Here is a 24,691-nt window from a genome sequence, read left to right on the forward strand (position 1 = left end):
GAGAGATGTTATGACTTTAAAATCAATTATTCCAATGAAAGACATTTCTTTAAAAGAGTTATTTTCATTTAAAAAAAGTTTTTCTAATGTAACAATGGCAATATTAACTGTTGTATTACTTGCATTGTTTTTAGCAGGCTCTGTGATGTATTTTATCGATGGACATCATGCATATAATATATCAAGAGAACATCCTTGGGGATTAATCATTGCAATGTATGTATTTTTTGTTGTTTCAAGTACTGGACTTTGTATTATGTCTTCAATCGGACATGTATTTGGTATAAAAGAGTTTGAGATTATAGGCAAGAGGGCAATTATAGGTGCGATTATTACTATTACAACTGGTTTTATAGTAATTGCATTAGAAATTGGACACCCTGTTACAATGATAATATATAATATTTTAACACCAAACTTTTCATCTGCAATTTGGTGGATGGGAACACTTTATGGTGCATATTTAGGATTTATTATATTTGAATTTATATTTTTAGTAAGAGAAAATCATAAATGGTCTAAATTCTTTGGCTTAGGTGGTTTACTAGTTGGTCTTGCAGCACATAGTAATCTTGGTGCTGTATTTGGATTTTTAATAGCACGTCCTATTGCAAATGGAGTATTTTTTCCAATATATTTTATACTTTCAGCAATGATTACTGGTTCTTATTTACTGTTTTTGATGTATGGATTTAGATATAAAATGGATTTTCCAGAAGAAGTAAAAGTTATGCTTACAAAGTTAGCAAAAATTTTAGGACTTTTACTAGCTATTTTAATGTTTTTTGAAATCTGGAGAATGTTAACTGCCATTTATGGTGGAATGCCAGGACGTGCAGAGGTTGCTTGGCATATTTTAGGTAGTTCTAACTTTTTAATAGGAGAAGTATTATTAGGTATGGTTATTCCATTTATTGTAATTTTAGCAAGTAAAGGAACAAATATAAAAGGGATGGTTTGGGCATCTATTTTAGGAATGATAGGTATTTTTTTTATGAGATATGATTTAGTTCATGATACTCAAGTAATGCCTCTTCAACTACTTAAAATTAGAGAGTATCAATTACCTCCTACTTTTATAGAGTATTTCCCTTCATTTGCAGAAATTGGTGTTTCAATTGGTGGAATTGGTGTGTGCTTTGTAATGTATTACTTAGCTGATAAGTTTTTTGAATTAGATCACAATAAAAAGGATATGTAATGAAAACAAAAATGATTCTGAGAAGTCTAGTAGTAGTTGGTTTATTAAGTACTGGTGCAATAGCAAATGATCCAGGAAATTTGACAAAACCAAGTCCAAAAGTTCAAGGTATGATTGACAAGTTTAAGTTAAAAGTTGTTGATTATAAATATGCAAAAGGAAAAGTTGCTAAAGGGACAAGAAATGGTGCAAAAGCATTGTTAATTGATGCAAGACCAAATAAGAAGTATATGACAGGAACTATCCCTTCATCTTTAAATATCCCAGATACAGACTATGCTAAATATGTTGGACAGTTAAAAGATGTTCCTAAAAATAAAGAGATTCTTGTGTATTGTGGTGGATGGAAATGTGGAAAATCTCCAAAAGTTGCAAATATGCTTAAAAAAGATGGTTTTACAAATGTAAAACTTTATCAAGCAGGTGAGCCTGAGTGGAAAAAGAAAAATTATAGAGAGGTTGGATTAGCTGTTATAAAATCTGCACAAGCTAAAAATAGTGCAGTAATTATTGATGCAAGACCATACAAAAAATACCTAGCTGAAACAATCCCTGGTGCAATAGCCATTCCAGATACAAAAGTAGAAGAGTTAAAAGGAAGATTTCCTGTTAATCACTCTCAAAAAGTGATAACTTTTTGTGGTGGATACAAATGTGTAAAATCTCATAATATAGCTAAAAAACTAATCTCTATGGGATATAAAGATGTATCAGTATTTGCAGCTGGTATGCCAGCTTGGAAAAAAGCAGGACTTGCTACAACAAAAAGTGCATCAAAAGCAAAATCTAAAAGTGATACTCCAAAAAAACCAATGATGAGTAAAAATGGTTTAAAACTTGGACCTGATGAAGGAAGTGTTGATGGATATTGGTTTGATAAGTTAATAAAAGCAGATAAAGTGCCTTCATATGTACAAATTGTTGATGTTACAAGTGCCGAAGAGTTTAAATCAGGACATTTAAAAGGTGCAATAAATATTTCTGCGGAACCATTAAAAGCAAATGAGTTATATGCAAAACTACCAAAAGGTAAAACAATAGTATTTAACTGTACTGCTGGTGGTAGATCAATAGAAGCTTGGCAAAAATTAAAAGATGCTAATCTTGATGTTAGTGAAGTTTATTATTTTGATGCAAATATAGATTGTAAAGGTAATGATTGTAAAATTGAGGTTAATGAGCCTTTAGAATAATTTTACTTTTTAAAAGTATTTAGAAGGGGAAAGAGTTAATTCTCTTTCCTTTTTTTATTTAGTAAGTATTTTTTACTACTTTTTTATTGAAAAAAGTAGAGCAAAAAGCAACCCACAAAGTCTTGAAGCCCTTCGGGTTCCTTTTGCTTTATAAAATATTTACTGCGTTGCGGAACTCGCTAAAATGTGACATCTAGTCACATTTCTTTACGCTCAAACAGTCCTCACTTTTCATCGTAAAGATTTCATAAATCAAAAGCTTCTGCAAACGTGGGGCATAAGATACTCAATCAAGACAATGAAATTCAAACTACATGGAAGTCCAGCCTTTGTTATGGCTGGAAGTTTTCAATCTATTTTCGGAAAAGACCGAGAATGTTTAAAAGGAGAAAGAGACTAGATGTCTTTTTTGGATTGAGTTTCGTAGGTCAGAAAATAAGTTGTAAACTGGAAGGAAGCTTCGCCCATAACAACTTGGCTGGTTTTCTATTCTCATACTTTTTACAACTAAAAAGTATGAGAATAGAAAACCTGGAATAATAGTTATTTTATACTAAGCAAAATTACTATAATATTTAATATTATAAAATAAGGATTTTTAATGATGGGTTACGTAATAAAGAGCTTATTATATTTTATATGTATACTAAGTTTAATTGGTTGTTCTAATAGTACACCAAATAAAAAAGCAGTTAAAGCTGACTTAAAAGGAACGATATATGTTTCAATGGAAGATGTTTCAGATTATAATTCAAAAACAGGTGTAGGTTGTACTGTTACTAAAGAAGTAAATGACCTTAATAGTGCACATATTGTTTGCCGATCAAAACATTCTGGTGAGCATGCTTGGAATGCAGTAATTGCAAGAAGTAAACAAATGTGTGAATCAAATAAATGGACAATGCTATTTAAAAGGCCACCTGCTCTTCCTCCAGAAAATGGTATTTATGGAGCACAAATAGATATCAAGTGTATAAAAAACTAGTTATCCATAAAAAAAGGGCTGAAGCCTAAGCTTCAACCCTTCTATTTATTTAGCAAATTTATTAAAATTATGCTGCTAATGCTTCTTTTGCTTTTACAACTAATGATGCAAATGCTTCTGAATCGTTCATAGCCATATCAGCTAAAATTTTTCTATCTAATTCAATGTTCGCTAATTTCATACCGTTCATGAATCTAGAATAGTTGATATCATTTAATCTACAAGCAGCATTGATTCTGATGATCCAAAGTTTTCTAATATCTCTTTTTTTCTGTCTTCTATCTCTGTATGCGTATACTAAAGAGTGTTCTAATTGCTCTTTCGCTTTTCTAAAATGTTTTCTTCTACCACTAAAAAATCCTCTAGCAGCTTTTAAAACTTTCTTATGTCTTCTTCTTCTAACTACACCAGTTTTTACTCTAGGCATATCTTTCCTTTCTTTACCATATCTTTTAAATAGGTGTCGATTTTATATAATCGAACTTGTCCACATATCGTGGAGGGACAATATAATTAACTAAATATTAGTTAATTATGCTAAACATAACATTCTTTTAACTCTTGTAGAATCAACTTCTGCAACAGTTTGTGGTCCTCTAAGAGCTCTTTTTCTCTTTTGAGTCATCTTTGTTAAGATGTGGCTTCTGAATGCTGATCCTCTTTTAATCGAACCATTTTTCTTTACTTTAAATCTTTTTAAAGCACCACTTACTGATTTCATCTTTGGCATCGTGGAGTCCTTTCTAATAAATTTGCATTTTCAATAATGTGAAAAAGTTTGAGATTTTACTTAAAACTAGCTTTAAGTATGGTTAAATAAGAATTAAAAACAGAAAAAGAGAGAGTAGAATCTCTTTTTCTATATTTTTGTTAGTTTTTGTGGTGTTCGTTTTTAGGAACAACATACATGTTTACAAATCGTCCCTCTTGTTTTGGTTCTGCTTCTCTTGCCCCATATTCTTCAATCATTGGCCAAACTCTTTCAAGTACAGCAGCACCAGCTTCTGGATGTGCCATCTCTCTACCTTTTAAGAATACTCTACATTTAACGTGGTAACCTTTTTCTAAGAATTCAATAGCATGTTTAACTTTATAGTTGATATCATTATCTGCAATTTTAACAGAAAATTTCACTTCTTTAACAACAATAACTTTTTGTTTTTTCTTAGCTTCTTTTTTCTTTTTTTCTTGTTGGTATCTAAATTTACCATAATCCATAATTTTAGCAACAGGAGGCTTACCATCTGGAGCAATAAGAACTAGATCTAATCCTAAATCATCAGCAGTTTGCTGTGCATCTCTAGTTGGAATAATTCCATAATTAGTTCCATCATCACCCATACATCTTACTTCTTTTGCATGGATACTTTCATTCATTATTACTTCGTCTTTTTTATTTTGTCTACTCAAATCTTACTTCCTTTTTGAATTTCGTTTAATAGTGTAAAGAATTCTTCTTTACTCATGTTTGATTGTTCTCTTTTTCTTCTATCTCTTAGTGCAATAGTTTGGTTTGCAACTTCATCATCACCAACAACTACAATCATTGGTACTCTTTGTTTTTCAGCCATTCTAATTCTTTTGTTTAATGACTCATTCATATCAAAGATTTTAGAATCCATTTCTTCATATAAAAGTTCTTTTTGTAACTCTTTTGCGTACTCTACATGAGGCTCTGCAATTGGTACAAAAATTACTTGCGTAGGTGCAATCACAAATGGAAATTCTCCTGCACAGTGTTCAGTTAAGATTCCAATGAATCTTTCAAAAGAACCAAGAATTGCCCTATGAATCATAACTGGTTGTTCTTTTTGACCTTCAGCATTGATATATTCCATTTCAAAAGATGATGGTAAGTTCATATCAACTTGAACTGTACCACATTGCCATTTTCTTCCAATAGCATCTAAAATTTTAATATCAATTTTTGGACCATAAAATGCTCCTCCACCTTCATCAATACCATAAGGTAAATTTTCTGAATCCAGTGCTTCCATGATTCCTTTAGTTGTAGTTTCCCAAAACTCATCAGAACCAATAGCTTTTTTAGGTTTTGTTGAAACTTCCATTTCATATTTAAAATCAAATAGTTTCATTAATGAATCAACAAATTCAAGTACATCAATAATCACATCTTTAACTTGTGAAGGTAAACAGAAAATATGTGCGTCATCTTGAGTAAATTCTCTTACTCTAAATAGTCCATGCATTGCTCCACTTAACTCATGTCTATGTACAACACCATACTCAAAGAATTTCTTTGGTAAGTCTTTGTATGAAACTAAATCATTTTTAAAGATTTGAATATGACCAACACAATTCATTGGTTTGATACCATACTCTTGGTCATCAATAGTTGTAAAGTACATATTTTCTTTATAGTTAGCGTAATGACCTGATTTAACCCATTGGTTAGCTTTTAGAATTTCAGGTCCTCGAACAGGCTCATAACCTCTAATTCTATGCGCTTTGTATAAAAGTCTTTCTAGTTTTCCTCTAAGTCTTGCACCATTTGGAAGCCATAATGGAAGTCCTGCTCCAATGTCTTCATTAAATGCAAATAATTCTAACTCAGTTCCAAGTTTTCTATGGTCTCTTTTTTTAGCTTCTTCTAGCATTCTTACATAATCGTTTAATTCTTTTTTATCAAAGAATGCAATACCATAGATTCTAGTAATCATTTCATTTTCTTCATCACCACCAAGATATGCACCTGCAACTCTTGTTAGTTTAAATGCTCTAATCATTCTAGTATTTGGTAAGTGTGGCCCTCTACATAAATCTTCGAAGTCACCTTGCTTATACATAGTTAATGTATCATCGGTAATATTTTGTAAAACAGCTTGTTTTAATTCATCATCAGCAAATTTTTCTAAGATTTCAGCTCTTGTAGTTTCATATCTTTCAATAGGAAGTTTTCTATTTGCTATCTCTTTCATCTTTTTTTCAATAGTAGTTAAATCATCATCAGAGATTTTTGCTTCTACTTTGAAGTCATAGTAGAAACCTTCTGTTACAACAGGTCCTACGAAAAATTTTGCATCTGGATATAACTCTTTGATAGCTTGTGCCATCATATGAGCACATGAGTGTCTGAGTATTTCTAGAGACTCAGGCGAATTATCAGCTTTTACAACATCTCCTTGGATGTCTAAAGCTTCAGCAGTTTGAAGGTCATAGAGCTGACCATCATTTAATACACCAATTGGTTCCAATAATTTCCTTTATAGTATAAGTTTTTTAAAAAAATTCATTTATTTTATCGCAAATGCACTTAAATTTAAGGTTAAGTGTTATTTTTTAATTTAATTTTGTTAAAATGGTTTATGATTTTAAACTTATCAAAGATAAAAACTGAAGCCTTGTTATTGTTTTGCAAAGATTTAATTGCATCATATAAAGATAGTGATGAAAAATTATTTGATGTAGACATTGAGATTGATAAGTATATTACTACTATTTCAAATGATATGTATAAACAAATGAACAATGTAACTTTTCCTAATGATTATTATATGAAAAACAGAAAACACTATAGAATAAAAGCTGTTTTAGAAGCATATAATTTTATAAATAAAGAGTTGACAAAAGAATTTGAACAAAATGAAGATAGTGGAAAGCTTTTTAATCCTGCAATGCTTTATTTTTCACTTCTTGCTGTTTGGTTTAAAGAGTTAGATAAAGAAAGTAAGTCAAAAGAATATATTTATTTTACAATTTATCCATATGCAAATGTTTATGATAAATTATTAGTTAATATTAAAGATGAAAAATTTAAAAAATTAAATATATCGATGATTGAAATTGCAGAAAAAATAATTTATAGATTAGATAGAGTATCGTTTAAATAAAAAGAGGAAAACCTCTTTTTATTTATAGATTAAAATCTATATCTCATATAAGCTGTGATATTTTGAGCTTCTTCAACTGCATTTGAAGCATTTGGATTTGAGAAATCCATTGGTGTTCCATAGTCTCCAAAAAATCCGTTACTTCCAGTGTAGTCATAATCAATTTTTGTAAATCTAAACGAAGTAGATAAAGCTTTTGTAAGTGGTTTATTATAATAAACTTCCCAAGCTGTACCACGTGCTGCAATTTTTGAACCAATTGCAGAATCTTCTCCATAACTCATTGATCTCCAGTATTTAGAACCTTTATTCCATTCAATTCCAAATCGTCCATCATCTGAGAATCCATCAGGCATATTTAATCCAATCCAATAAGAGTGACCTGTTTCAGAATCTGCTGAACCTAACATCATTTCATTTTTATTTGGATCTGTCTTACTCATTGCGTACGATGCAAAGAAAATTGATTCATCTAAGAAATCAGAAATTCCATCTCCTATTCCCTCTGCTTTAAACATTGCTGTGAAAAATTGCATATCTCCAAACTCATAGAACTTACCGCTTTCATCAGCTGTAAATGGATCCCCATCTCTATTTTTATTACCAATTAGATTCCATGCTTGTGCATAATTCATATGAACTGAATACTGTCCATTATCATATGGTACAAAAATTAATCCTGCCATATCAACATTTTCTGTAGTATCCTCATCTTCTATGTAGTCTAAACCATCTGAAGAAAATCTAAGTTTTGCATTTGTAAGACCTCTACCTGCACAAAATTTAAGCCACATACCTTCTATACCAGTAAGTTTGTCTAAATCAAATCTTGCACTTGCTCCATCAAACTCAACATTTACAGTATGTGATAGTGCTGATTTTCTTTGCTGGTCAACTCTTAAGTTAATTCCTAAACCATCAGTAGAAGGACGTCTTCCTACAGAAGCAGTCCATGCGATATCTTCATTTCCAAAGAAAGAATCATTTCTATATAACCAGTAAGCTTCTTTTACTTTTAAAGAATTATCATTTGAGGCAGATTCATTTGTTACCCAATCAAATTGTGCGTTGTTTCCAGTTCCTCCAGCTTCAGTTATATCTGCTCTATTATCACCGAATACTTTGTTATAAGCTAAAGTTCCATAGAAGATAGAATTTTCATCTGCGGCATACTTCATTCCAAGTTGTAGTCTATTAGTTAATAAAGAAGAGTTTTTTACTTTTTTCCCACTTCCTAATTTATATTCAAGAGCATCAATTTGTGTCCTAAAATCGACATTCCATTTTAGGTTGTCTCCTGCACTTTTAGCCTTTGCAAGATTAGCTTTCTTTCCAATTTTGTTAACTTTTTTTTCTAGTTTTTTAAACCGTGCATCACTAGTAGTACTTGATGAGTTCCCCATCATCTTTTCTAATGATACTTTATTTGCAGTTGATGTAGATTCTGTAGAGTTTAATTTTTTTTCTAATGCAGAAAGCTGAGCTTTTAAAGCTTCAATTTGCTTCATCATATCTGAATGTGTCACTTTAGCTGCGAAACTAGAAGTAGACAATGCAGCAATTGCAGTTAATGCAATTATTGACTTTTTCATTTAATTTCCTTTGTGTATTATAAGATTAAATTATTTTATAATAAATTTATTTAAGCTAATATTAAGTATGAATAATCATTTATAATAATAAATACAAGGTGGGCTTATAATAGTTTTGTGAAAGTTATTTATGGAAGTTTAATATTATTAAATATAATAATACTAAATAAAAAAGGCAATAAGAATATCTTATCGCCTTTTTTGAGTTTTTAAATTTAGTTTAGATTAACAAGATGGAACATTTCCAGAATCATTTGCATACTCATATGAGAAATCATAAATATGTTGCATCCATTTATCTTTAGCTTTACTCTCATCTAATTTTGGACAAATTTTTAATAGTTCAGATTTTATTCCATCCACACCAATTGCTTCCCATTCATCTTGAGAGTGTTTTGCAGCAAATTTTGCTCCATTAAATCCACAAGCTTTTTTAAATTTTTTAATAAAAAGTTTTTGACCTTTTACAACATCTGCACTTGCTGTCGTACTTGCAACACCAAGAATTAAAGCACCAGCCAATGCTATTTTTAACAATTTTGTCATTATTCATCTCCATAATTTTTAATTCTGATATAATTATATCACATGTATATAAAAAAACTCTTAGAGTTTAATAAGAAAAAGTGAATTAATCGTGAAGTATTATTTGTTAAAAGAAATTGTTGGGTACCTTTCTGAAATAGCCCATAGTATCAAGCTTATAAAGAGAATTGATAATAATATAATTATAATAGAATTTAATAATAAGAACAGCTTATACTTTGATCTTTCAAAGGGAAATAGTTCTATATTCAAAAGAGAAGTTGAGGTTCGAGCAAAGAAGGAATTTAATGCTCCATTTGATGTTGTTTTACAAAAAAGATTTTATAACTCAAAAATTGAAAGTATAGAACTCTATAATAATGACAAGATTATTAATATTAAAGTTAATTCATCCTCTTCTTATAAAAAACTTACAACTATATTACAGTTGGAATTTACTGGAAAACATACAAATATTATAATATTAGATGAAAATAGAGTTATTCTTGAAGCTTTAAGACATATTGATGAATTTTCATCAAGCAGAGTTGTAAAAGTTGGAATAAAACTTGATGAAATATCAAAACAAAATTTTATTCCTAAAATTGAAAAAGTTGATGATATAGAAGAGTATTTATACAAAGTGTATAATGATATCGAATCAAAGAATATAGAAAATTATAAAAAACAAAAAATTACACAAGTTACAAAGAAGTTAAAGAAGTTAGAAAAAACTATATCTTTATTACCTAAAAAAGAAGAGTTGGAGGAAGAGTCAGATAAATTGTATGAAAAAGCAAATCTGATATTAGGAAGTATTCATTTAATCAAACCTTATCAAAAATCTTTTATCACTTATAATTATGAAGGTAAAGAAATTGAAATTAGTTTAAATCAGGAGATGTCTGCTTCTACATATTCTAATGATTTGTTTAAAAAAGCAAAAAGAGCTAAACATAAAGCACTTAATATTAAAATTGAAAAAGATAATTTAGAGGAAAAGTTAGAGTTTTTAAAAAGAATGGTACATAATCTTAAAAGCGCTAACTCTATTGATGAGATGGAATTCTTGTATCCAAAAAAGCAAAAGAATCAGACAAAAACAAAAAAGTCACAACAATATGAAAGTTTCTTCTTTGAAGGTTATAAGATTATGTTAGGAACAAGTGAAAGAGAAAATATATATTTATTGAAAAATTCAAAAGCAAGTGATTTTTGGTTCCATCTAAAAGATAGACCTTCTTCACATGTTATTGTGCAAAATTCTAAAAAAACTATACCAGATAGGGTTATTGAAAAAGCAGCAAGTATTTGCGCAAAATTCTCATCAGATTATGGTGGAAATTATGAAGTAGATTATACCCAAAGAAGAAATGTAAAAATTCAAAGTGGAGCAAATGTTTTATATAATCCATATACAACTATTGGTATAAAAATTTAAAAAAAAGCCAAGTTTTAGTATAATCATACTTCATACCAAAAAATTAGGCTTAATATGAAAGAAATCATTAAATCAAGTTCTACGCGGATTAAAACTGGGATTGCTTTAATAGTAGCAGTTTTATTAATAGGTTATATTGACTCATTTTTCTTAATGTGGTTATTCTTTGGAGGATTATTAGTTGTAGCAATTAGTGAATCTCAAAAGTTATATAAAACAGAAATAGATTCTATTTATTTATATACAGGAGTCCTTTGGTTTGCAGCTTATTTTTACCCTAATCCTGAAGACTTAATATTTGTTATTGCAGTTATCTATGCTTCTGTTTTAGCTTATACAAAAAATTTAGATAAAAAAATATTTTTACCTCTTCTTTATCCAACAGCATCATTTTTATTCTTATTAACATTATATGTTGAATATGGTGTTATGTCTTTATTATGGCTTCTTGTAATTGTAGCAGGTGCTGATATTGGTGCATATTTTGTAGGTCGAGGAATGGGAAAAACAAAGTTTTGTGAAACAAGTCCGAATAAAACAATAGAAGGTGTTGCTGGTGGTTTACTCTTTGCGACTATATTTGGAGTCTTTTTTGCAATAGATAATATCTCAACTATTGGTGCTATTGTAATCTCTTTAGTAGTAGCTTTAGCTTCTGTCTTTGGTGACCTTTTTGAATCTTATTTAAAAAGAGAAGCAGATGTAAAAGATAGTGGAGACATTCTTCCAGGACATGGTGGGATATTGGATAGAACTGACGGGTACCTTTTTGGTGGTATCATTATGTTAGTTCTTTTACGAGCAATAATGTGATTATATTAGGAAGTACTGGTTCTATTGGAGTAAATACTTTAAATGTTGCCAGAAAGTTTGATTTAAATGTTGAAGTTCTAGTTGCTGGAACTAATATTAAGCTTCTTAATGAACAGATTAAAGAATTCAATCCTAAAAAAGTTGTAATAGCAAATAAAGAAGATATTTCAAATGTAAATCATCTTAATGTATCTTCTGGTGAAGATGAGATTTTAAATGCAATTGAAGAGTCAACTTCTCAAACAGTTGTTAACTCTTTAGTTGGCTTTTTAGGTTTAAAACCCACTTTAAAAGCAATTGAATGTGGAAAGAAAATTGCACTTGCAAATAAAGAATCTTTAGTTGTTGCTGGAAAATTTATTGACCAAAGTAAACTAAGACCAATAGATTCAGAGCATTTTGGACTTTGGTATTTAGTTCAAGATAAAAAAATAAATTCTATGACTATAACTGCTAGTGGGGGTTCTTTTAGAGATTATCCATTGGATAAACTTAAAAATGTATCTATTAAAGAAGCTTTAAACCATCCAAATTGGTCTATGGGAAATAAAATTACAATAGATAGTGCAACAATGACAAATAAGATGTTTGAACTTGTAGAAGCTGCTTGGCTTTTTGATACAAACAAACTTGATGCAATAATTGAAACAAAATCATTGATTCATGCACTTATTAATTTTGAAGATGGAAGTAGTACAGCACATATAGCAAATGCTTCAATGCAACTTCCAATTGCATATGCAATTTTAGGAAAGTGTGATGAACAGATTTTAAAACCTGTTGATTTATTAGAAGTTGGAAATTTAGAGTTTAAAAAAATAGAATCAAGTAGATATCCAATCTGGGATATAAAAGATGAGGTATTAAATAATCTTGATTTAGGAGTTGTTTTAAATGCAGCAAATGAAGTTGCAGTTTCAAAGTTTTTAAATTCACAAATAGGATTTTTAGATATATCAAAAATAAGCCTAGATGCTTTAAATAAATTTAATAATGTAAGTGCAAAAACTATAGATGATATATTTGAAATAGATAAAGAAGTGAGGGCTTATTGTGGAACTTGATTTGTTTATACCCTTTGCAATACTTATTGTTTTAGTAGTTTATTTTATATATTCTAGAAGTAAGTTTGAAAAAGAGATAGTAGACTTATATGAAAAGAAATTTGATGAATGGAAAGAAAATTCTGATTTAACAGTTTCAAATGAAAAAAAAGTTTGTAAAGAGTTAGTTGGATTAGTTTATAAAGAAGAGTATAATATAAGTATAGAGTTATTAGATGATAGTGTAAGTTCACCCTTACAAAGAGGTAAATTTTCAATAAAGGATAAATAATGAAATATTTAATCCTACTTGTACTATTTTTATCTTTTTCTATAGCGAATGATTTTAGAAGAAGTGGAAAAGATGCTGTAGTTGATACTAAAAATAAGCTAATGTGGATTGATAATATATCTGTAGTAAAGACTTTACGAACTCATGAAGAAGCAACTTTTTATTGCGAAAACTTAAGTTTTCTAGGATTTACAAATTGGAGAATTCCAAAAATTGAAGAGTTTGAATTTATTGTTGATAAGAAAAATGAAAAAAATTATATAAATAAAACTTTTAGATTTAATGTTCCTGATGGGTATTGGGCCCAAAAAGCTCACTGGCGAACACTTTGGTTTTATGCAGATTATATGCATTTTGTAAGTGGAACACCATATTATGATAGTAGACATAAAAATAAATATGTTAGATGTGTAAGAGATATAAGGTAAAGTAGATAATGAGTAAAAGAGTTTTAGTATTACATGGATTAGGTGGTAGTGATTACCCACATTGGCAGGCACATTTAACAGCAGATTTAATAAAACAAAATACAGTAGTATCTTTTCCTGCAATGCCTAATAGAGATAATCCTACTTTAAAAGAGTGGAAAGAGTTTTTAAAAAATGAAATAGAGCACTTTAAACCTACTGTTATAGTTTGTCACTCTTTGGCAAATCTTTTATGGTTTCATATTTGTGATGAGTTAGATATAAAGTTAGATAAATTGATGATGGTTGCCCCTGTACGGAATGAAGAATTAGAAGAAGCAAAAACATTTTTCCCTTATCCTCTCCCAAATGATTTAAAATCAAAAGAAGTAATTATTGCAGCTTCAACAAATGATCCATATATGAATGTAGAAGAGGCAATAAGATTACAAAGTAAACTTGGTGTTGGTATGAAACTTTTAGAAGAAGCTGGACATATAAACGCAGATTCAGGTTATGGAAAACTAGAATGTGCACTTGATTGGATAAATCGAGAAGAAGAGTGTGAGGAAAATGCTTAAATGATATTAAGTATAGAATCATCTTGTGATGATAGTTCAATAGCAATTACAGACATAAAATCAAAAAAATTAATTTATCATAAAAAAATATCTCAAGAACTTCAACATAGTGTTTATGGAGGAGTAGTTCCTGAACTTGCAGCAAGACTTCATGTTGAAGCATTACCAAAAATACTTGAAGAGTGTAAAGAATATTTTCCAAAGCTAAAAGCAATTGCCGTTACAAATGCTCCTGGACTATCTGTAACACTTATGGAAGGGGTAACTATGGCAAAGGCTTTAGCTCTTAGTTTAGATATTCCTTTAATAGCTGTTAATCATCTAAAAGGGCATATTTATTCACTTTTTATTGAAAAAGATGAGGTATTTCCTACTACTATCTTATTAGTTTCTGGTGGACATACTCAAATTATAGAGGCAAATTCATTAAATGATATGAAAATAATTGCTTCAACCTTAGATGATAGTTTTGGTGAGAGTTTTGATAAAGTTTCTAAAATGATGGGATTAGGTTATCCTGGTGGTCCAATTGTTCAAGAGAATGGATTAAAAGGTGATGAAGATAGATTTGATTTTCCAGTTCCTTTAAGACAAAGACCAAATATTGAGTTTTCATATTCAGGGCTTAAAAATGCAGTTAGAATGCAAATAGAAAAGCTTGGTGATAAAGATATAAAAGAACAAGACAAATATGATGTTTGTGCCTCTTTTGAAAAGACAGCAGTAGCACATATTATGCAAAAAGTAAAAAAGCTTTTTAAACAAAAAATTCCTAAAAACTTTGCGATAGTTGGTGGGGCTAGTGCTAATATAAGACTTCGTACTGCTATTGAAGAGTTATGTCAAAAAAATAATACGAAACTTTTTTTAAGTCAATTGAAATATTGTTCTGACAATGCAGCAATGATTGGAAGAGTTGCCGTTGAGCAGTATAATCAAAAAGATTTTACATTGATAGATGAAATAGATGTACAAACAAGAATCAAGGATTTTTAGAGATGATATTTGAGATGGGTGCAAAGCTTGATGGAGATGATTTTGATACATCAAAAAATGACAAGAAAAATAAAAAAGTTTCAAATGAAACAAAACCTAAAAACCAACATCAATTAGTATTTACATACGAAAAAAGAAAAGGTAAACCAGTTACTTTAGTAGGAAGATTTCATTTAAATGATAAAGATAAAAAAGAAGTACTTAAACTTTTAAAGAAAAAATTAGCTTGTGGTGGTGCAATCAAAGATGAATGGATTGAACTACAAGGTGATGTAAAAGAGAAAATCAAAACAGTTTTAGAAAAAGAAGATTGGAAATTTAGAAAATAAATAAAGAAGAACCATTTTAAAGGAGTAATATGCAGAAAGTATTTTATGAAGTAGGCTCATTGGATAAGAGATGTTATGAAGAGTTTGCATTAAATGAAGACTTGCTAATGGAACATGCTTCTTCTTCTTTAAGTAGAGAAATTTATAAAAAATTTGAAAAAAATAAATCAGTATTTATTGTCTGTGGTACGGGAAATAATGGAGCAGATGGTATTGCATTAGCAAGACTTCTATATAAACGTTTTGATGTAAAACTTTACATTCCCTTTGGAGTTAAATCTTCTATGGCAGAAATCCAACTAAAAAGAATAAATCTTCTAGGAATAGAAGTTGTAGATGAATTAATTGAATCAGATATTATTGTAGATTGTCTATTTGGAAGTGGTTTAAATAAAGATTTAGATGATAAGTCCCAATATATATTAAATACATTAAATACCTTTGATAGTTTTAAAATTGCTTGTGATATTCCAAGTGGAGTTAATAATCTAGGACAAGTTACAACTGTAGCTTTTGAAGCTAATATAACTATTACCATGGGAGCATTAAAAACTTCACTATTTACAGATATTGCAAAAGATTTTGTAGGTGAAATAAAAGTAGCTAATCTTGGAGTTCAAAGAGAAATTTATGAAGTAGAATCAAATATTTTTCTTTTAGAGAAAGAAGATATGAAACTTCCTTTTAGAGATAAAAAAGATGCCCACAAAGGAACCTATGGGCATCTAAATGTAGTAGCAGGTTGTAAAAAAGGAGCGGGAGTAATTGCTGCAAAAGCTGCTTTTGGTTTTGGGGCAGGTTTAGTAAGTGTAATTTGCCATGAAAATATTGATTTACCATATCATATTATGCAAACTCATAAACTAACAACAAATTGTACTGCAATTGCACTTGGTATGGGTCTTGGAAGATATGAAGAAGACGAAATCCAGAAAATACTTAAAAAAGATGTTCCTATTATAATAGATGCTGATTTATTTTATGAAGATGTAATTTTAGAAGCTTTAGATAAAGAAGTAGTCTTAACTCCTCATCCAAAAGAGTTTTGTGAGTTGCTTAAACTTTGTGATATAGATGATATATCAGTTGAAACTCTACAAAATAATCGATTTAAATATGTAGAGGTTTTTTGTAAAAGGTATCCAAAAGTAATTTTACTTTTAAAAGGTGCAAATGTTCTAATTTCACAAAATGACAAAATATATATAAATAACCTAGGAAGTGCAGTTTTAGCAAAAGGTGGAAGTGGTGACGTTTTAAGTGGCCTTGTAGGTTCTTTACTAGCTCAAGGATATAAACCTTTAGATGCAACAATAAATGCAAGTTTAGCCCATGTAATTGCTGCTGGAAATTATCGCAAAAATAATTATTCACTTATTCCTTCTGATTTGGTTGAAGAGGTTAAAAAACTATGAGTATTGTAGTTATCCAAACAACTTGTTCAAATAATGAAGAAGCAAAAAAAATTGCAAAAGTTTTGATAGAAAAGAAACTTGCTGCATGTGTTCAAATGAGTGAAATCGACTCTTTTTATATGTGGCAAGATGAATTTTGTAACGATAAAGAAATTTTATTAAATATAAAAACAAAAAAAGAAAATTTCAAAAAAATTCAAAGCAAAATTAAAGAATTACATAGCTATGATGTGCCAGAAATTATATGTATAAACATAGAAAATGTAAGTAAAGATTACAAAAAATTTATAGGAGAAAATACAAAATGAGTGATATCCTAAAAGTAGGTGAATACGAGTTTAACAGCAGACTTATCGTTGGTTCTGGAAAATATGCAGATTTTCAAACTACTAAAGATGCAACTATCGTATCAGGAAGTGAATTAATAACTGTAGCAATTAGAAGAGTAAATATTACAAACCCAAATGAAGAAAATCTTTTGGACTATTTTAAAGATACAAATGTAAAACTTCTTCCAAATAGTGCAGGGTGTTTTACGGCTGAAGAAGCTATTACAACTTTTAGACTAATGAGAGAAGCAACTGGAATTGATATTATTAAATTAGAGGTAATTGGTGATGCTAAGAAAACTTTATACCCAGATGTAATTGAAACAATTACTGCTTGTGAAGTTCTTAAAAAAGAAGGTTTCACAATCATGGCATATACAAGTGATGATCCAATTATGGCTAAAAGATTAGAAGATGCAGGTGCAGATGCAATTATGCCTTTAGCAGCGCCTATTGGCTCTGGGCTTGGTATTCAAAATCCATATAATATAGCCTTTATTAGAGATGCTGTAAATGTGCCTGTTCTTGTAGATGCAGGACTTGGTTGTGCAAGTGATGCTGCATATGCTATGGAGTTAGGAGCAGATGGTATTTTAGCTAACACAGCTATTGCACAAGCTCAAAATCCAATGGCAATGGCAGAAGCATTTAAGTATGCAACTATTGCGGGAAGATTAAGTTATGTTGCAGGAAGAATTCCTAAGAAACCTTATGCAACAGCTAGTTCTCCTATTGATGGATTAATTCAGTTTTAATTGAAGGTAGAGAATTTTATAAAAATTCTCTACTTTTATAGAAAAGCTCTTGACATTAGTTTAAAAACATAGTATAATTCCGTCCACTTTTTGAAAGATTAGTGTTTAGGCGGAGTGTAGCGCAGCCTGGTAGCGCACCTGGTTTGGGACCAGGGGGTCGGAGGTTCGAACCCTCTCACTCCGACCATTTAATTGGTAGGTATAGCTCAGTTGGTTAGAGCATCTGGTTGTGGTTCAGAGGGCCGTGGGTTCGAATCCCATTACTTACCCCATTTATATATAAGCGTCTGTAGCTCAGCTGGATAGAGCAATGCCCTTCTAAGGCATCGGTCACACGTTCGAATCGTGTCAGGCGTACCATTTATTTAAGATTTAAGTTGAATTTATCAACTAAATCTTTTTTTTTGTCTTTTTTAAGACATATTGTGCGGATGTGGTGAAATTGGTATACACGCTAGACTTAGGATCTAGTGCTTTACGGCGTGAAGGTTCAAGTCCTTTCATCCGCACCATCTTTTAATTAAAATTATTTTACAATTTATCTCGCGATTCATTATAATTTACTTTTACTCTTATATCGCGGAATAGAGCAGTTCGGTAGCTCGTCGGGCTCATAACCCGAAGGTCATAGGTTCAAATCCTGTTTCCGCAACCAATCAACAAAAATAATTTTTAATCTGGGGTATCGCCAAGTGGTAAGGCAACGGCTTTTGGTGCCGTCATTCGTAGGTTCGAATCCTACTACCCCATCCACAATTAATCTTACTTCTAAATTTCTCTTTTTTGTATAATTATAAATCTCTAAATAAGAAAATATTATTGATAAAAATAAATTAATCTTAAAATTTAAATTAAATTTAAGTTTTATGAAAGATTATATAATTATAATAAAAATCTAAATTTATTATGAAGGTATAATCATGAAAAAATATATGTATGAGTCTGTAATTAGTTTTTTAGTTATAGGTATTGTAATATCTATTTATATTTTATATAACAAAAATCAAATAAATAATATTGAAGAACAAAAGTCAACTGTAAGTGATATTTCTAGTATTAAAATAATTAAAGAAATAAATATGAACAGTCGTGAAAAAGAAAAAATCAATAAACTTAAAAGCAAAATAGTAGATCAAAAAATCAATGATTTAGAAAGTACCCTTTCCAAAACTGAGCAAATGTTAAAAAAATATAATAAAAATAACCAGAATATAATAATAAAAAATAATGATATAGAAAAATTAGTTAGTTTAGATTTAATTCAATCAGAAAAGATATTAAAAAAAGAAGAATTGATTCAAAATAAAAATGAAGATACTAAGAATATAGAGAAAATTGAAAGTCCCATTTTGAATGAGGAATCCAATAAAGCTTCAAATGTAATAGTTCAAAAGCCTTTATCTTCAATTTCATTAAGTAATTCTTCTATTGATAAAAAAAATATAGATGTCAATAATTTAGAACAAACAGATAATAAAAGTAGAAATATTGGTATAGAACAAGAAATTGAAAAATTTAAAATTGAAATTAATGCTGTGAAAAAAGTAATAGACAGTGTTAAAACAAGAATTAATTAAAGGAAAACAAATGAAAAGAATATTTTTTAATGGAATTATTAAATTAGTTTTTATGAGTATATTTTTTTGCATGGCATTAAATGCAAGTAAATATGAAATTCATTCTTTAAAAGAATGTAATAGTAAAAATATACGTCAAGAAATTCTAGGAATAAAGCCTTTATGTATAAATAATGAAGAAATAATAAGAAAAGATTTGTTAGATTTATATGGTGGAAATAATGTTTTATATAAAACTAGAGATAATAGTTTTACTAGTATTAAGAGTTATTATGAATCAGAATCAAATCCTGAATTATGGGAAATAACTGATGATAGTAGTTTAGTAATTACTTATGATAAAAATAATAAGTATAAGATAGTAAAAGTAAAAGATTCAACGACAACTATTAATATTCCTTATATAAATTCAGAAATTGATTTTTCGTATGAAAAAATCTCCGATAATGTAAGAATTTCTCAAATAATTGTAAATGAAAATATCTATGGAATAGATTATGACCAAAATGGAATAGCAAAAATAAATTTATTAAGTAATGCTAAAAATCTTGGAGATTATATTACTTATTCATATGTGTTTAATGATAAAGGTGAAGTATTAAGAGAGACAATATCAGGTTTTAATATAGAGTCTAGAATTAAAAAATATGAATACTCTATAGAAGGAAATAATAAAGTTATTAAAACCGTTAATCCTTTTGGCGATATTGAAATAAAGAAATTTAATACAAATGGAAGAATAGTATCTTTAACTGATTATAATAAATTGATAACTACATGGGAGTATGATTCTAATGATAGGTTAATTAAAGAGAATAAGCCAAATAATACTGTAACATCGTATGAATATAGTACATCTAATTTAGTAGATAATAGTACTTTAAAAGTTATAAAAACTTCAATTGGCAAACCTACAGTTACTAAATATTATGATTCGAGTAATAGAAAAATAAAAATAGAAAAACAAGGTTTTAATAGAAGAATTATTGTAGAAGATATAGTTTATGATTCTGTAGGAAGAATAGATAAATATTCTATCCCTTATTTTAAAGGTGAGGCAGTATATTTTATTGATTTTACATATGATAATGATAATAGAGTTACATCAATTGATAAACCTGGATTAAATAACACTAGGTTAGTTACTACATACCAATATTTAAATAATAATATAACAATTAAATATCCTGATGGAAAAGAGGAAGTAGTAGATTCAAATAAAATAAATTCAAATGAAACAGTTACTTATGATTTGTTAGGAAATATTGTAAAAATCGTTGATGAAAAAGGAAATGTATTAAATTTTAAATATGATATTTTAGATAGACTTATTGAAAAAGAGATAATACCTAGTAATAATGAAGAAAATAAACAAGTTACCAATTTTGTTTATGATAGAGCTGACATGGGAATTGGCAAACTTGCATATATCAAATCAAAAGAATATAAAAAAGAGTATTATTATGATGAATTATCAAGAGTAAAAACTAATAAGACTTTTATAGGAAATAAATCGTTTATAACACAATATACTTATATATTGGATGATAAAATTGAAACAGTAATAAAACCAGATGGATTTAAAATAATCAATGAATATAATGATTCTGGATTTTTAACAGCAGTAAAATCTCCTAAATTAATAACCGTTGAACTCGACTTTGAGAATTTAAAAGAACTGATTATGTCAAATTTAAATGACGAATATGAAATAAATAGTAAGTATTATGATTTAAAAGCTCAGATTGAATACTATAGTTTAAAAAAACCTATATATGAAAATTTAGCAATACAATATTCATCAATAAATGTAGAAATTGCAACCCAATTAAATGAAGTAGTTTTACTTTTAAGTGAAACAATCACTTTATTACAAAACAATCTAGTGACGTATAAAAGCATTGCAGATAATTTAAGAAATATAAGAACTAATCACCTACTTCCAAAGCTATCAGAGCAAAACAATGAAGATAACTTTAAATGGTTATCTGAAATATTTGAAGGTGAAAGTAATAATTATGTTGCTTTATCTACAAAATATATAGATAAAGCAAGTAGTTTACTTGAAGGTGTTATTTCTGATCCAGATATTTTAAATAGTTCATTGAATATTGATAGTGATTTAATTACATATTATACTAATCAATCAAAAGAAGTAAATATTATTGCAGATGATTTCTCTACATTAGCGTTAACTTATTCTCAAAGATATGAAGAATTAAAATTAGGAGAAGGTATCTTCTCAAATAGTACTTACTTAGGGATGTTTGATAATACTGATTATAAATATTTTTATAAAATAATTGACATGGATTCATTAGGGCGAATTACAAATGAAGTTTTTGGTAATGGACTAGTTTCAAAAAAAGAGTATGATGCTTCAAGTGGAAACTTAATAAGAATAACTACTGGGTTTAATGGTAATAGTGATATAAAAGATATAAGATATACATATGACGTATATAATAATCTAATTACTCAATATGATGTAAAAAATAATTTAACAAAAAACTATGTTTATGATTTATCTAATAAATTAATAAGTGCATCAAGTATCGGAGAAGGTTTCTACTCTAATATTGCATATATTTATATAGACCCAACTACAAGTAGTTATCAATATGATGAAAATACAAATACCTTTACTAATTCCCATGAGAATATAACTTTAGATTTAGATAATCCTAATTTGATTTCAAAGAATTTAAATGAAAGTGTTATTTTATATTCAAATGATAGTAAAACTTATAAAAAAACTATCACTGAAAATAATCTCAACAATATTATCTATAAAGTTGAAACAGGGTTCAAATATGAGTTATTAAATGATGGAACAAAATATAAAAATTTGATTTATGCAAATGATAAATTAATAGCTATTCATATAGAAGAAGATATGGATGATTATATTATTCCAAATAATTATTATTTACATCAAGATTTATTTGGTTCTGTTGATATTATTACAAATGAGCTAGCCGTAGTTGAAGATAAGCTTAACTATAGACCATTTGGTGAAAAAACAGATGATTCTTGGACACAAGAAGTAGCAAATAATACTATTACTAATATATCTTTTAAAGGTTATGAAAGTGGTGAATTTAATTTATTAAATGTAGATGGTTATTTATATGATCCAAAAATTGCAAAAACTTTTACAAATCAGCCATTTAGTTCTTTAGATGAGAAAACAAAAGACTTTTTCTTTTATAGTAATCCTACAAGATATGTAGATAAAGAACTTGATAGTTGGTTTAAAAATATAACTGATATTTTTAATATTGAAAATATTATTAGTGTTAGCTCTAATACTTTACTAAATACTGAAGTTAGTAGAGATATTCATTCTATTTTATCTCAAGAAAATGTATATATTGGATATGAAAAACCAACAGATACAAATAAAATTTGGTACGAACCAAATAGTTCAGGTGGACTAGATATAAAAGTTTCAGATGGTGGAAATAGTTGGAACAGTGTAGGAACTACTGGTAGTCTAAACTCAGCTGGTGAAATAACAGTTGATAGTTTAGTACTGTTAAATAAAATGCCTTGTTTTTATCAAGATCATGGATTTATTGAAACGGGGAGTAAGAAACTTGCATACACTTGTTCAACTTCTCAAACTTGGGAGTTAGGCGGAGATTTCGATGGGACTTATACGGTACAAGATTTAGGAATAATTTATATAAATGCTTTAGAAAATAGTACAATTAAAGTAACAGCACCTTCTGGTGAATTTTCTGGAATAAAAGAATTTAAGAAAGTGGCTGGTTATTGGATTGATGAGGATAGAAAGTTTATTATCTCTGACGATGTAAATAAAATGTCTAATATTTCTATGAATGAAGGTGCTAAAGCTTTTATAAAAAAAGATAATTCTTCTATTTATTCATTAGCAAGACTTTATGTTCCTTCTATATCGACAAAATGGGTTTATCTTACTTCTGGTTATAATCTTGTAGCAACACAATTTGATTTAATTAATAGTTCTATTGGAGGTTATGTTTATGATTCAAAGAACAATAAATATTTTAAACAGACAAATAACGTATGGACTTCTACAGATGGATTAGTACAACTTAGTTCTCATAGCTCTGGAAGGAATATTTTTACAAGTTTAAATGCTAATACAAAATACTATTTGTACACTAATGATTGTACGAGCTCTACTTGTTATGGTAGTTCAAGTAATAATTACTTTGCAGGTTCAAAAGAAGATAATATGTATGTTTTTGATTATGTAAGTGCAGGTAATAATAAAAACAATTTAGCTGATGCTACTCATCATTTAAATATAGAAGCAGTATACAATAGTGGAGATAATGGTGCTCTTGTTGGAAATGATATATATGTAAAAAGATTTGACACTTTAGGAAGAGTAGTTTATTATAAATCAACTGATGGATATTATTATACTAAAAATGGAGTATTGATTCCTAATGTATTAGCCCCTCGTTATGGCACTGTAGTAAGTTTACCTCCAGGTTATGATGCCTCAACGGTTATTTTTTCAGGGAACGATATTCTTCTTGCTAATAGAACAGAAGCTACAAATTGGATTACGGCTCCTGCTGATGCTGGAATAAAAATTGGCGGAGTGAATTACGTTCATAAAGTTAGTTCGGGAAAAGACTTCTGGACAAATAATGGTTCTGGAGATGGACAAGCTAATGCTACGGAGATATTTACGCGAGGGTCAAGAAGTATGCTTCCTACGGTCACTCATTCTCTAACTGCAATCACAAAAGAAGTAGGAACAGAAGCTAATTATACTACTACGGGATTATCAGCAACTGTTGATTCATCATTTAAACAATGGTTCTATGCTACTTCAGGTACAAGAACAAGTAACCTTTTAGATGCAGTACTAATTACTTCAAATCCATACAGAACATCAAACAGTTTAGCTAATACTGTAGGGTATGCTATGTGGGGAAGTAACCTAATGTACAAGAGTGGTATCGTATGGAAATATTCTTCAAATAATGCTAATTATAATCCTTGTGTAGCACCATATAATGATGGAACAAATTATAGTAACTTAACTTGTAAAGAAAACTATACTTATGATAGTGGATGGACACATCAAGATAGATATACATATGCTTCAGATTCTGGGTCTGATGAAAGTGGAGCCAATGGTCTTAGCATATATTGGGCTAAGAAATATATTGGTTCTAGTTCTGGTGTATACAATGGTGGATATATATATTCTGTAGGAAGCTTTATTAAAGATATTGCTTGTTGTGGTTCATGGGATAAACAGTATTATGTAAAACGGACTCAAGCAAGAACAAGATATAAAAACTTTAAAGACTATTAAAAAAAGAAGAAGATTAAATTTATGATAAGTCTAAATTAAG

The 24,691-nt window shown here is 28.9% G+C and carries 23 protein-coding genes and 6 tRNA genes; 23 read left to right on the forward strand and 6 right to left on the reverse strand.

The window, feature by feature from the left end; all coding sequences use genetic code 11:
- Positions 1 to 10: 10 nt before the first annotated feature.
- From nrfD to BT997_RS01785, 3 genes are all read left to right on the forward strand, one after another.
- Complete coding sequence (gene nrfD, locus BT997_RS01775; protein ID WP_083568377.1) at positions 11 to 1,201, forward strand: NrfD/PsrC family molybdoenzyme membrane anchor subunit; 1,191 nt, start codon at positions 11 to 13, stop codon at positions 1,199 to 1,201.
- Positions 1,201 to 2,394 (forward strand): rhodanese-like domain-containing protein, encoded by a 1,194-nt coding sequence (locus tag BT997_RS01780; protein WP_072679665.1) that lies wholly within the window; start codon positions 1,201 to 1,203, stop codon positions 2,392 to 2,394. The genes nrfD and BT997_RS01780 overlap by 1 nt, the downstream gene beginning before the upstream one ends.
- Positions 2,395 to 2,995: 601 nt before the next feature.
- Entirely contained in the window at positions 2,996 to 3,379 is a 384-nt protein-coding gene (locus BT997_RS01785; RefSeq protein ID WP_072679666.1) for a hypothetical protein, read from the forward strand.
- A gap of 67 nt (positions 3,380 to 3,446) precedes the next feature.
- Here the strand turns inward: BT997_RS01785 and rplT are convergent, their stop codons facing one another.
- The 4 genes from rplT to thrS form a co-directional block, all read right to left on the reverse strand.
- Positions 3,447 to 3,806: a 50S ribosomal protein L20 gene (rplT, locus tag BT997_RS01790; protein ID WP_072679667.1), complete on the reverse strand. Its 360-nt coding sequence runs from the start codon at positions 3,804 to 3,806 to the stop codon at positions 3,447 to 3,449.
- A 105-nt stretch (positions 3,807 to 3,911) separates the two neighbouring features.
- Positions 3,912 to 4,109, reverse strand: coding sequence for a 50S ribosomal protein L35 (rpmI, locus tag BT997_RS01795; RefSeq protein WP_072679668.1), 198 nt, complete (start codon positions 4,107 to 4,109; stop codon positions 3,912 to 3,914).
- 140 nt (positions 4,110 to 4,249) lie between these two features.
- Positions 4,250 to 4,789 carry a translation initiation factor IF-3 gene (gene infC / locus BT997_RS01800; RefSeq protein ID WP_072679669.1) on the reverse strand — a complete coding sequence of 180 codons (540 nt, stop codon included), beginning with the start codon at positions 4,787 to 4,789 and terminating at the stop codon, positions 4,250 to 4,252.
- Positions 4,786 to 6,594 carry a threonine--tRNA ligase gene (thrS, locus tag BT997_RS01805; RefSeq protein ID WP_072679670.1) on the reverse strand — a complete coding sequence of 603 codons (1,809 nt, stop codon included), beginning with the start codon at positions 6,592 to 6,594 and terminating at the stop codon, positions 4,786 to 4,788. Before thrS ends, infC begins: the two co-directional genes overlap by 4 nt.
- A 111-nt stretch (positions 6,595 to 6,705) precedes the next feature.
- Between thrS and BT997_RS01810 the strand changes: the two genes are divergently transcribed.
- On the forward strand, positions 6,706 to 7,230 hold the full coding sequence (locus tag BT997_RS01810) for a hypothetical protein (RefSeq protein ID WP_072679729.1): 525 nt from the start codon (positions 6,706 to 6,708) through the stop codon (positions 7,228 to 7,230).
- Positions 7,231 to 7,259: 29 nt separating this feature from the next.
- Here BT997_RS01810 and BT997_RS01815 read toward each other — a convergent pair whose 3' ends face one another.
- On the reverse strand, positions 7,260 to 8,822 hold the full coding sequence (locus BT997_RS01815; RefSeq protein ID WP_072679671.1) for a DUF3373 family protein: 1,563 nt from the start codon (positions 8,820 to 8,822) through the stop codon (positions 7,260 to 7,262).
- Positions 8,823 to 9,047: 225 nt separating this feature from the next.
- Positions 9,048 to 9,368 (reverse strand): cytochrome C, encoded by a 321-nt coding sequence (locus BT997_RS01820; RefSeq protein WP_072679672.1) that lies wholly within the window; start codon positions 9,366 to 9,368, stop codon positions 9,048 to 9,050.
- Between the two features lie 91 nt (positions 9,369 to 9,459).
- On the opposite strand from BT997_RS01820, the gene BT997_RS01825 reads away from it, so the two are divergent.
- The 19 genes from BT997_RS01825 (at position 9,460) to BT997_RS01915 (ending at position 24,651) form a co-directional block, all read left to right on the forward strand.
- The gene (locus tag BT997_RS01825) at positions 9,460 to 10,788 is read left to right on the forward strand and encodes an NFACT RNA binding domain-containing protein (protein WP_072679673.1); all 1,329 of its coding nucleotides are present in this window, start codon (positions 9,460 to 9,462) and stop codon (positions 10,786 to 10,788) included.
- A gap of 54 nt (positions 10,789 to 10,842) precedes the next feature.
- Positions 10,843 to 11,601 (forward strand): phosphatidate cytidylyltransferase, encoded by a 759-nt coding sequence (locus BT997_RS01830; protein ID WP_072679674.1) that lies wholly within the window; start codon positions 10,843 to 10,845, stop codon positions 11,599 to 11,601.
- Positions 11,598 to 12,665: a 1-deoxy-D-xylulose-5-phosphate reductoisomerase gene (dxr, locus tag BT997_RS01835; protein WP_072679675.1), complete on the forward strand. Its 1,068-nt coding sequence runs from the start codon at positions 11,598 to 11,600 to the stop codon at positions 12,663 to 12,665. The genes BT997_RS01830 and dxr overlap by 4 nt, the downstream gene beginning before the upstream one ends.
- Positions 12,655 to 12,936, forward strand: a complete 282-nt coding sequence (locus tag BT997_RS01840) for a hypothetical protein (RefSeq protein WP_072679676.1) — start codon at positions 12,655 to 12,657, stop codon at positions 12,934 to 12,936. Before dxr ends, BT997_RS01840 begins: the two co-directional genes overlap by 11 nt.
- Positions 12,936 to 13,364: a DUF1566 domain-containing protein gene (locus BT997_RS01845; RefSeq protein WP_072679677.1), complete on the forward strand. Its 429-nt coding sequence runs from the start codon at positions 12,936 to 12,938 to the stop codon at positions 13,362 to 13,364. Before BT997_RS01840 ends, BT997_RS01845 begins: the two co-directional genes overlap by 1 nt.
- Positions 13,365 to 13,372: 8 nt before the next feature.
- Positions 13,373 to 13,924: an alpha/beta hydrolase gene (locus BT997_RS01850; protein WP_072679678.1), complete on the forward strand. Its 552-nt coding sequence runs from the start codon at positions 13,373 to 13,375 to the stop codon at positions 13,922 to 13,924.
- Positions 13,925 to 14,920, forward strand: a complete 996-nt coding sequence (gene tsaD, locus BT997_RS01855; protein WP_072679679.1) for a tRNA (adenosine(37)-N6)-threonylcarbamoyltransferase complex transferase subunit TsaD — start codon at positions 13,925 to 13,927, stop codon at positions 14,918 to 14,920.
- Between the two features lie 2 nt (positions 14,921 to 14,922).
- The gene (locus BT997_RS01860) at positions 14,923 to 15,249 is read left to right on the forward strand and encodes a translation initiation factor SUI1 (RefSeq protein ID WP_072679680.1); all 327 of its coding nucleotides are present in this window, start codon (positions 14,923 to 14,925) and stop codon (positions 15,247 to 15,249) included.
- A 29-nt stretch (positions 15,250 to 15,278) separates the two neighbouring features.
- Complete coding sequence (locus BT997_RS01865; protein WP_072679681.1) at positions 15,279 to 16,664, forward strand: bifunctional ADP-dependent NAD(P)H-hydrate dehydratase/NAD(P)H-hydrate epimerase; 1,386 nt, start codon at positions 15,279 to 15,281, stop codon at positions 16,662 to 16,664.
- Entirely contained in the window at positions 16,661 to 16,972 is a 312-nt protein-coding gene (cutA, locus tag BT997_RS01870) for a divalent-cation tolerance protein CutA (RefSeq protein ID WP_072679682.1), read from the forward strand. Before BT997_RS01865 ends, cutA begins: the two co-directional genes overlap by 4 nt.
- Complete coding sequence (locus tag BT997_RS01875; RefSeq protein ID WP_072679683.1) at positions 16,969 to 17,748, forward strand: thiazole synthase; 780 nt, start codon at positions 16,969 to 16,971, stop codon at positions 17,746 to 17,748. Before cutA ends, BT997_RS01875 begins: the two co-directional genes overlap by 4 nt.
- A gap of 110 nt (positions 17,749 to 17,858) precedes the next feature.
- Positions 17,859 to 17,935, forward strand: a tRNA-Pro gene (locus BT997_RS01880).
- A gap of 8 nt (positions 17,936 to 17,943) precedes the next feature.
- Positions 17,944 to 18,020: transfer RNA gene (locus BT997_RS01885), tRNA-His, on the forward strand.
- An 11-nt stretch (positions 18,021 to 18,031) separates the two neighbouring features.
- Positions 18,032 to 18,108 (forward strand) — tRNA-Arg (locus BT997_RS01890).
- Positions 18,109 to 18,175: 67 nt separating this feature from the next.
- A tRNA-Leu gene (locus BT997_RS01895) sits at positions 18,176 to 18,260 on the forward strand.
- 66 nt (positions 18,261 to 18,326) lie between these two features.
- A tRNA-Met gene (locus BT997_RS01900) sits at positions 18,327 to 18,403 on the forward strand.
- 23 nt (positions 18,404 to 18,426) lie between these two features.
- Positions 18,427 to 18,501: transfer RNA gene (locus BT997_RS01905), tRNA-Gln, on the forward strand.
- A gap of 167 nt (positions 18,502 to 18,668) precedes the next feature.
- Positions 18,669 to 19,325 carry a hypothetical protein gene (locus BT997_RS01910; protein ID WP_072679684.1) on the forward strand — a complete coding sequence of 219 codons (657 nt, stop codon included), beginning with the start codon at positions 18,669 to 18,671 and terminating at the stop codon, positions 19,323 to 19,325.
- A gap of 10 nt (positions 19,326 to 19,335) precedes the next feature.
- Entirely contained in the window at positions 19,336 to 24,651 is a 5,316-nt protein-coding gene (locus BT997_RS01915; protein WP_143145140.1) for an RHS repeat domain-containing protein, read from the forward strand.
- Positions 24,652 to 24,691: the final 40 nt, after the last annotated feature.

The organism is Arcobacter sp. LA11 (assembly GCF_001895145.1).
Taxonomy (GTDB): Bacteria; Campylobacterota; Campylobacteria; order Campylobacterales; family Arcobacteraceae; genus Halarcobacter.